The sequence below is a fragment of the Kitasatospora sp. NPDC057738 genome, from assembly GCF_042798815.1.
GTDB classification, from domain to species: Bacteria; Actinomycetota; Actinomycetes; order Streptomycetales; family Streptomycetaceae; genus Kitasatospora; species Kitasatospora lactacystinica.
Genome location: NZ_JBHVJT010000145.1, coordinates 1 through 8,537 on the forward strand (window position 1 = coordinate 1; position 8,537 = coordinate 8,537).

General features: G+C 72.6%; 6 protein-coding genes. 3 read left to right on the plus strand and 3 right to left on the minus strand.

Annotated features, from left to right (window positions below; genetic code table 11):
* Positions 1–16: 16 nt before the first annotated feature.
* The 3 genes from ACFVGO_RS38935 to ACFVGO_RS38945 form a co-directional block, all read right to left on the minus strand.
* Positions 17–442, minus strand: a complete 426-nt coding sequence (locus ACFVGO_RS38935; RefSeq protein WP_359915364.1) for a DUF742 domain-containing protein — start codon at positions 440–442, stop codon at positions 17–19.
* Positions 443–612: 170 nt separating this feature from the next.
* Positions 613–1,026: a roadblock/LC7 domain-containing protein gene (locus tag ACFVGO_RS38940; protein ID WP_359915368.1), complete on the minus strand. Its 414-nt coding sequence runs from the start codon at positions 1,024–1,026 to the stop codon at positions 613–615.
* Between the two features lie 10 nt (positions 1,027–1,036).
* Positions 1,037–4,807: a nitrate- and nitrite sensing domain-containing protein gene (locus ACFVGO_RS38945; RefSeq protein WP_380636892.1), complete on the minus strand. Its 3,771-nt coding sequence runs from the start codon at positions 4,805–4,807 to the stop codon at positions 1,037–1,039.
* Positions 4,808–5,443: 636 nt separating this feature from the next.
* Between ACFVGO_RS38945 and ACFVGO_RS38950 the strand changes: the two genes are divergently transcribed.
* From ACFVGO_RS38950 to gltX, 3 genes are all read left to right on the plus strand, one after another.
* Entirely contained in the window at positions 5,444–5,662 is a 219-nt protein-coding gene (locus tag ACFVGO_RS38950; RefSeq protein WP_359915360.1) for a hypothetical protein, read from the plus strand.
* A 274-nt stretch (positions 5,663–5,936) separates the two neighbouring features.
* The gene (locus ACFVGO_RS38955; protein ID WP_359915358.1) at positions 5,937–6,737 is read left to right on the plus strand and encodes a fumarylacetoacetate hydrolase family protein; all 801 of its coding nucleotides are present in this window, start codon (positions 5,937–5,939) and stop codon (positions 6,735–6,737) included.
* Positions 6,730–8,229: a glutamate--tRNA ligase gene (gene gltX / locus ACFVGO_RS38960; RefSeq protein WP_380357113.1), complete on the plus strand. Its 1,500-nt coding sequence runs from the start codon at positions 6,730–6,732 to the stop codon at positions 8,227–8,229. The genes ACFVGO_RS38955 and gltX overlap by 8 nt, the downstream gene beginning before the upstream one ends.
* The last annotated feature ends 308 nt before the right edge of the window (positions 8,230–8,537 follow it).

The following is an 8,537-nucleotide window of genomic DNA, read 5'->3' on the forward strand; positions in this document are numbered from 1 at the left end:
GGTGGGGGCGGCCGCGTTAGAGCTTGCGAAGTCCACTGAGGACCCTTTCGAGCAGCGTGACATCGGGCGTTCCGCCCGACTCGCCCGCGGCGGCGGGCTGGTGGATGGCGACGAGACCGGCCTCGGCAAGGTCGGCGACGAGGATGCGGGCGACACCGAGCGGCACGCCGGCCAGTGCGGAGATCTCCGCGATGGACTTGACCTCGCGGCAGAGGCTGACGATCCGGGCGTGCTCGGGCAGCAGTCCGGTGGTCCGGTCGGCCGAGCCGGTCGTGGAGATCAGGGCCTCGATGGCGAGCTGGTACCGCGGGCGGGTCCGGCCGCCGGTCATCGCGTACGGGCGGACCAGCGGCTGCTGCTCGTAGCCGTCGGACTGCTGCCCGCCGTAGCCGCTGCCGTACCCGTTGCCGTACGAGCCGGCGGGTGTCGAAGGCGGGGTCATGGGTCCTCCTAGTGCTGCAGCCTTGAGCAGCCGGTTCCAGCTGGGGCGGTGCCAGCTGAGGCGAGATCAGCTGCCTGAGGGTAGCTGAGGGTGGTTCGCCGGGTCCGGTCGGGTCGGACCCGGCGAGGGCAGGTGGGACGGGGTGGGCGGATCCGCGCGGGAGCCCCGGGTCAGTGCAGGAGACTGCCCTGGAGTTCCGCGCGGAGTGCGGGGGTGAGGACGGCGCCGGCCCGGTCGACGAGCAGGGCCATCTCGTAGCCGACGAGGCCGATGTCGGAGTCCGGGGCGGCCAGGACGGCCAGCGCCGAGCCGTCGCTGACGGCCATCAGGAACAGGAACCCCCGCTCCATCTCGACCACGGTCTGGTTGACCTCGCCGCCCTCGAAGATCCGGCTCGCACCGTTGGTCAGCGAGGTGAGACCGGAGGCGACCGCCGCCAACTGGTCGGCCCGGTCCCTGGGGAAGCCCTCGGACATGCACAGCAGGAGGCCGTCCGCGGAGACCACCACGGTGTGGGACACCCCGGGGGTGTTGTCCACGAAGTTGGTGATCAGCCAGTTCAGGTTCTGTGCGGCCTGGCTCATCTGGTTCAACTCAACGCTCCTGGTGATCTGCGCCGTTGCCGTCGCTCCGGCCACCGAAACTATCGAATCCGGGCTGCTGGGCACCATGCTGGAAGCCCGACTGGTTGGCGGCCTGCTCGGCCCCGACGCGGCGGCCCTGCTGGATGCCGCGGCGCAGGTTGGTCAGCCGGCCGCGGACCTCCTCGGGGGCCCGGGAGACCTGCGGACCGGTCAGCGGCGAGGCCTCGGCGGTGCCGGAGACCAGGTTGGCCTGCGGGGTCCGCCGGGGCAGGCCCGACATGGTGACACCGCTGGTCGAGGGCTCGCGGATCTGCTCGGCCCGGCGCCAGCGCTCGTCGTTCGCGGACGGACGCCACGGCGCGTCGCCGGGCTGCTGGCCCTGCGGCTGCGGAGGCTGCTGCTGGTTCTGCTGCTGGGCCTGCGGCTGCTGCTGCGGGGCCTGCTGCTGCGGAGCCGGCTGGGGCGCCTGCTGCCGGGGTGCCTGCTGCGGAGCCTGCTGCTCCTGGGCCTGCGGCTGGAACTCCGGCGAGGAGGTGCCGGGGCGGCGCGGCTGGTACGACCGCTGCCGCGCCTGCTGGCCGTCGGCCTGCGGGGCCCACGGCTGCTCGCCGCCGGGCCGCTGACCGGCCTCGGACGGACCGGTCGGCAGCGCCATCGGCTCCTGGTACGGCAGCGGCTGCGGCTGCTGCGGCGCCTGCTCCTGGCGCACCGGCTCCGGACGCGGCGGGTTCGGCACGTTCGGCAGCACCGGCTCGACCAGGCCGAGGCCCAGCGGATCGCGCGGGTCGATCTGGCTGGCCTCGAAGCGCGGGCGGGCGAACTGCTGGGTGCTCTCCACCGGCGCCGGCTCGGCCGACGGCAGCGGCTGGGGCTGCTGCTGGGCCTGCGGCGGCAGCTGCGGCTGACGGTCGCGCTGCGGCGCGTCCGGGCCGGGGCGCTGCGGACCGCGCGGGCCCTGGCCGGCGGGCCGGCCGGGGGCACCGGGGCCCTGCGGGGCCGGACGGCGCTGCGGCAGGCCGTCCTGCGGACGGTTGCCCGGACGGGCACCCTGCTGCGGCGTGCCGGGACCGCCGGGGCGGCCGTGCTGGGGCTGCTCGCCGGTCCGGGCACCCGGACCGCCGTCGAACTCGCCGCCGGGACGCTGCCGTTCCTGGCCGGGCCGGCCGGGCTGCTGCTGACCGGCCTGCTGCTGACCCGGCTGGGGCTGACCGGGCTGCTGCGGACGGCCGCCGCGGCGCGGCAGGCCGTTCGGGCCGCTCTGCGGCGGGCCCTGGCGGCCCGGGGCGCGCTGCGGCAGACCGCCCTGCTGGGCCTGCTGCTGGGCCTGCTGCTGGGCCTGCTGCGGAGTCTGCTGCTGCGGCGCCTGCGGCTGCTGCGGGGCCTGCTGCTTCTGCTGCGGCTGGGCGGGCCGTCGGCCCTGGCCCTGCTGAGCGCCGCCCTGCGGGGCCGGGTTCTCCCGCAGCGACTTGCCGACCTGGCGGGTCGGCAGACCGCCGGCGGGCGCACCCGGGCCGGCCTGCGGAGCGGGAGCGGCCGGACCGCCCTGGCCGAGCTGCGGGCGACCGCCCTGCGGGGCACCCGCGGCCGGGCCCTGGCCGAGCGCGGCGGGACCGCCCTGGCGGGCGGGCGGCACCTGGCGCTGCTGGCGCGGCGTCGGGGTGACCCCGCGCTGCTGCTTGCCCTGGCCGGAGCCGGCCCGGCCGGCGCCACGGCGGTCACCCGAATTGGTGACGTCCACGGGGAGCATGACCAGCGCGGTGGTGCCGCCGGAGTCGCTGGGGCGCAGCTGGATGCGGATGCCGTGTCGCAGGGACAGGCGGCCGACCACGAAGAGGCCCATGCGGCGGGAGACCGAGACGTCCACCGTCGGCGGGTTGGCGAGGCGCTCGTTGATCTCGGCGAGGTCGTCGGGGCTCAGGCCGATGCCGGTGTCGTGGATCTCGACCAGCACGCGGCCGTCCGGCAGCGCGTGGCCGGTGACCCGGACGCGGGTCTGCGGGCTGGAGAACGAGGTGGCGTTCTCCAGCAGCTCGGCGAGCAGGTGGACGAGGTCGTTGACGACGCGGCCGGCGACCTCGGCCGACGGCACGGCGGCGAGTTCGATGCGCTCGTACTGCTCCACCTCGGAGGCGGCGGCGCGGAGCACGTCGACCAGCGGGACGGGACGGGTCCAGCGGCGGCCCGGGTCCTCGCCGGCGAGGACGAGGAGGTTTTCGCCGTTGCGGCGCATGCGGGTCGCGAGGTGGTCCAGCTTGAAGAGGTTGGCCAGCTGGTCCGGGTCGGCCTCGCGGCTCTCCAGCTCGGAGATGAGCGACAGCTGGCGCTGGATGAGGCCCTGGCTGCGGCGCGAGAGGTTGGTGAACATCGCGTTGATGTTGCCTCGCAGGAGGGCCTGCTCGGCGGCGAGGCGGACGGCCTCGCTGTGCACCATGTCGAACGCGTGGGCCACGTGGCCGATCTCGTCGGTCGAGTCGACGGCGACCGGCTCGACCGTGGTGTCGACGTCGTGCGGGTCGGCCTCGGAGAGGGTCTTGACCAGCTCGGGCAGACGGCGCTCGGCGACGTCCTCGGCCGCCGCCTGGAGGCGGGTCAGCGAGCGCACCATCGAGCGGGCGATCAGACCGGCGCCACCGAGGGCGACGAGCAGCACCAGGGCGACCGCGACACCGATGATCAGGGCGTCGGCGTCGGCCTGGGACTGGAGGTCCTGGGCCTTGCCGTCCAGGTTCTCGATGAGCTTGGACTCGATCCGGCGCTCGGCGGTGATCTTGGAGCTGGCCTTCTCGAACCAGTCCTTGTAGCTGACCGCCTCGGTCTGGCGGATGCCGCTCTGGGTGAGGATCGTGGAGGCGTAGCGGTCGGCGTCGGCGACCACCGAGTTGTAGCTCAGCTGGCTGCGCAGGTTGTCCAGGTCGTGCGCGGTGTAGATGTTGTTGAAGCTCGCGATCGCGTTGTCGTACGAGCTGCGCAGACGGATACCGAAGGACTCGTCGCTGGGGCTGAGGTCGGGGGTCTTCGGGTTGGCGAGCGCGGCGCTGATCAGGGCCCGCTGCTGCGAGGTCGCGTTCTTCGCCAGCGAGAACTGCTGGAGCGCGCGGGTGGAGACGACCAGGTCCTTGTTGTTCGACGCGAGCGCGATGTCCTGGGTGATGGACAGCAGGTCGCGGATGATCACGTCGTAGGCGGTGATCGTCGACTGGATGTTCTGGTTGTTCTGGTACGGCAGGCTGCGGGTGTCCGCGATCGAGTTCAGGTCCTTGCGGATCTGGAGCAACAGCGCCTTTCCGCCGGACAGTTCGAGGTTCTCGAACTTGTCGGAGGAGGCGGTGAAGGTGCGGCTCAGGTCGTCGGTGGACTTGCGGGCCGCGACGATGTCGTCGTCCAGCGGAGCGGCCGGGTCGTGGGTGATCGGGCCGGCGCTGATGTCTCGCTCGGTCTGGAGCGCGTCGGCGAGGTTGGTCGCCTTCTTGGCCAGGTCGGAGAGGTTGGCCATCTGGGCGAGTTGCTGCGAGTTCTCCATCGAGCTCTGGATGCGCAGGCCACCGAGGACCAGCGAGACCAGCACGGGGAGGGCGAGCAGCGCGATCAGACGGGTGCGGATGCGCCAGTTGCGCATCGCGAGCCGGTTCAGACCGGTGGCGCGGCGCCGGGTCAGGGAGGTGCGGAGTTTGTCCCGGGCGGACTTCCGCTCCTGGCCCTCCTCCTCCGGGTGGCCGACGGCCTCGGGTGTCACCGGCTCGGCCGGGCCGCTGGGGGCCGCCGCCTGTTGAGGGGCTGCCACAGGCTCACGCGACTCCGGGTTACCCGCGGCGCCGCTACCCCTTTTGAAACGTCCCTGCACTGGCGTCGCAACCTCTGGACCGGGCGTCCCGCCGCGTCGCCACGGCCTGGACGGTGTCGAGTTTCCATCCGCACCCCGGCCGGTCCGGGAGAGCGGGCACCGGGGTGGACCACTCCCTACCCACGGTCCGTCGCATTCCAGCACAGCCGGGGAATCCCAACAAGGGCCGCACGTACCGGGCGCCCGGCGCTACCGACCGCTTGCGTCTTCTCACGGACTGTGCGGTAACAGGACCGGAATACCGCCTTTTTCGGACACTCGCCGGATACATGCCAAGCGGACCCGGGGTCGGGAAGAGTCGCAGACCTTCCGGAATGCCCCTTATCGGCGAAATGCCGGAAAATCCCGGTGCGGCGATATGTCGGATATCTGCACTTTGCTCGGCATTTTGTGAGCAAAATCACAGTCTAATGTGTAGCTTTGGTCACGGCCTCTGTGGAATGAGATCTCGTAACCTGGCTGTCTCCGGAGCACGGCCCCGATCAGCCTGCCCAGAACCCCTCCGAATCAATCGGAATCCATCAGGCCGGTGCCGATCGCCGCGATCGACCCGGCCATGACCACGAGGTGCTCTCGATGTCCCAGGCGAAGAACGCCACCAAGTCCACGCTGTCCTGCCGCCCCACGGCGAACCCCCGCCGGACGACGCTGGCCTCGGTCGAGGACTTCAGCAAGATCCCGGGCGCCCGCAAGCCCGAGGACGTCGTGACCTACGGCACCGAGCTGCCGGCCGCCACCGCCAACCCGCGCCGCACCCGGCTGATGGTCGCCCCGGTCGTCGTCCTGCAGGACTGACCGCCGCGGCGCCGCGACGAGGGCGCCGTCGTCACCCCGGTGGCGGCGGCGCCCTCGCCGTTGTGCGGCGCCCCCGCGGCCCGCGGCGGCGACCCGCCCGCGCGCCTCGCGGGGCATTCGACCCCGACCCTCCTGAACAGGGGCAAAGCGGTCGGCCGGGCCCCCACGCGATAGCCTGGAGGCCGATTGACGGGGCCGCGCCCACTGCGGGCGGGGCGCCCACCAGCGCCCGGGCGCGCCCCGGGCGGCCGACGAAGCGAGGGGTGTCCCAGCCGTGCGCATTGCCAGGTTCTCCGTCCGGGAAGGGAGCCCTGCCGCCGGCAGCGTCTCCTTCGGCGTGGTGGAGGGTGACCCTTCCCGGCCCGACTCGCTGGTCGTCCACGCGCTGGCCGGCCACCCGTTCGGCCAGCCCCAGCCCACCGGTGAGAGCTACCGCTTCCAGGACGTCCGGCTGCTCAGCCCGATGCTCCCGAACAAGATCGTGGCGGTCGGCCGCAACTACGCGGCGCACGCGGCGGAGCTGGGCAACGAGGTCCCGGACGCCCCGCTCACCTTCTTCAAGCCGTCCACCTCGGTGATCGGTCCGACCGAGAGCATCGCGTACCCGCCGTTCTCCTCGGACGTCCACCACGAGGCCGAACTGGCCGTGGTGATCGGCCGGATGTGCCGTGAGGTGCCGTTGGACCGGGTGCCCGAGGTGATCCTCGGCTACACCTGCGCCAACGACGTCACCGCCCGGGACGTCCAGCAGCGCGAGGGCCAGTGGGCCCGGGCCAAGGGCTTCGACACGGCCTGCCCGCTGGGCCCGTGGATCGAGACCGACCTCGACCCGAGCGACCTCGCGATCACCTGCACGGTCAACGGCGAGCTCCGCCAGACCGGCCGCACCTCCCTGATGGTCCGCTCGGTCGCCGAGCTGATCGTCCACATCTCCGAGGCCATGACGCTGCTGCCCGGCGACGTCATCCTCACCGGCACGCCCGCAGGGGTGGGCCCGCTCAACGTCGGCGACGAGGTCGCCGTCTCCATCGAAGGCATCGGCACTCTCACCAACAAGGTGATCAAGCGTGGCTAACACTGACCCGGCCGTCCGGGTTCGCTTCTGTCCCTCCCCGACCGGCAACCCCCACGTGGGGATGGTCCGCACGGCCCTCTTCAACTGGGCCTACGCCCGCCACAACGGCGGCACGCTGGTCTTCCGGATCGAGGACACCGACTCCGCCCGCGACTCCGAGGAGTCGTACAACCAGCTGCTCGACGCCATGCGCTGGCTCGGCCTCGACTGGGACGAGGGCCCGGAGGTCGGCGGCCCGGACGCGCCGTACCGCCAGTCGCAGCGGATGGACATCTACGCCGATGTCGCCCGCCGCCTGCACGAGGCCGGCCACGCCTACTACTGCTACTGCTCCACCGAGGAGCTGGACGCCCGCCGCGAGGCCGCCCGCGCGGCCGGCAAGCCCTCCGGCTACGACGGGCACTGCCGCGACCTGACGGACGAGCAGGTGGCGGTCTACAAGCTGGAGAAGCGCGAGCCGATCCTGCGCTTCCGGATGCCGGACAAGACCCTCAGCTTCGACGACCTGGTCCGCGGCACGCTCACCTTCGAGCCGGAGAACGTGCCGGACTACGGCATCGTCCGGGCGAACGGCGCCCCGCTGTACACCCTGGTCAACCCGGTGGACGACGCCCTGATGGGCATCACCCACGTGCTGCGCGGCGAGGACCTGCTGTCCTCCACCCCGCGGCAGATCGCGCTGTACGCCGCGCTCGCCGAGATCGGCGTCGGCAACGGCACCACCCCGCGCTTCGGCCACCTGCCGTACGTGATGGGCGAGGGCAACAAGAAGCTCTCCAAGCGCGACCCGCAGTCCTCGCTCAACATGTACCGCGAGCGCGGCTTCATCCGCGAGGGCCTGCTCAACTACCTGTCCCTGCTGGGCTGGTCGCTGGCCGAGGACCGCGACCTGTTCGACATGGACGAGATGGTCGCCGCCTTCGACGTCACCAAGGTGAACGCCAACCCGGCCCGCTTCGACCTGAAGAAGTGCGAGGCGATCAACGCCGAGCACGTCCGCCGGCTGGCCCCGGAGGACTTCGTCCGCCGCCTGGTGCCCTTCCTCCAGGGCGCCGAGCTGCTGCCGGCCGAGCCCACCGCCGAGCAGCTGGACCTGCTCGCCAAGGTGGCGCCGCTCACCCAGGAGCGGATGGTCGTGCTGAGCGAGATCGTGAACATGGCCGGCTTCCTGTTCGTGGCGCCGGAGAAGTTCGCCCTCGACCCGGACGACGCCGCCAAGGTGCTCACCGCGGACTCCCGCCCGGTGCTGGAGGCCAGCATCAAGGCGCTGGAGGAGCTCGCGGACTTCACCCCGGAGCCGATCCAGGCCGCGCTGCGCGAGGCGCTGGTGGAGGGGCTGGGCATCAAGCCCAAGTTCGCCTTCACGCCGCTGCGGGTGGCCGTCACCGGCCGCCGGGTCTCCCCGCCGCTGTTCGAGTCCATGGAGCTGCTGGGACGCCCGGAGACGCTGCGTCGGCTGCGGGCCGCCCTGGACGCCCTGCCGGCCGCCTGAGCGGGGCGCCGAGCAGGCCACGGGAAGGGATCTCTGCCTCGTTCCCCCCCTCCCCCCCAACCCCCCCCCCTCCCCCCCCTTTGTCCCCCGGTTCCGCATTTCCCCCCGCCCCCCACCCCCAGCGCCCACCTCTCTCCCTCCCCACCGAGAGGAGCACCCCCCGAGAGCACCCCCCGAGAGCACCCCCGAGAGCCCCCTCCTCCCCAGCGAGGCCCCCCGCGAGAGGGACGCGCTGCGGAAGGGGGCGGCGCAGGGGGTGGGTGCGGAGAGGGGCGTGACGGGTGATTTTCAGACTGCCAACGACGCCC

What these genes read in the sequence shown, in the direction of transcription:
- ACFVGO_RS38950 (WP_359915360.1), top strand. Translation starts at nt 5,444, where the DNA reads ATGTCCCAGGCGAAGAACGCCACCAAGTCCACGCTGTCCTGCCGCCCC.
- ACFVGO_RS38940 (WP_359915368.1), bottom strand. Translation starts at nt 1,026, where the DNA reads ATGAGCCAGGCCGCACAGAACCTGAACTGGCTGATCACCAACTTCGTG.
- ACFVGO_RS38935 (WP_359915364.1), bottom strand. Translation starts at nt 442, where the DNA reads ATGACCCCGCCTTCGACACCCGCCGGCTCGTACGGCAACGGGTACGGC.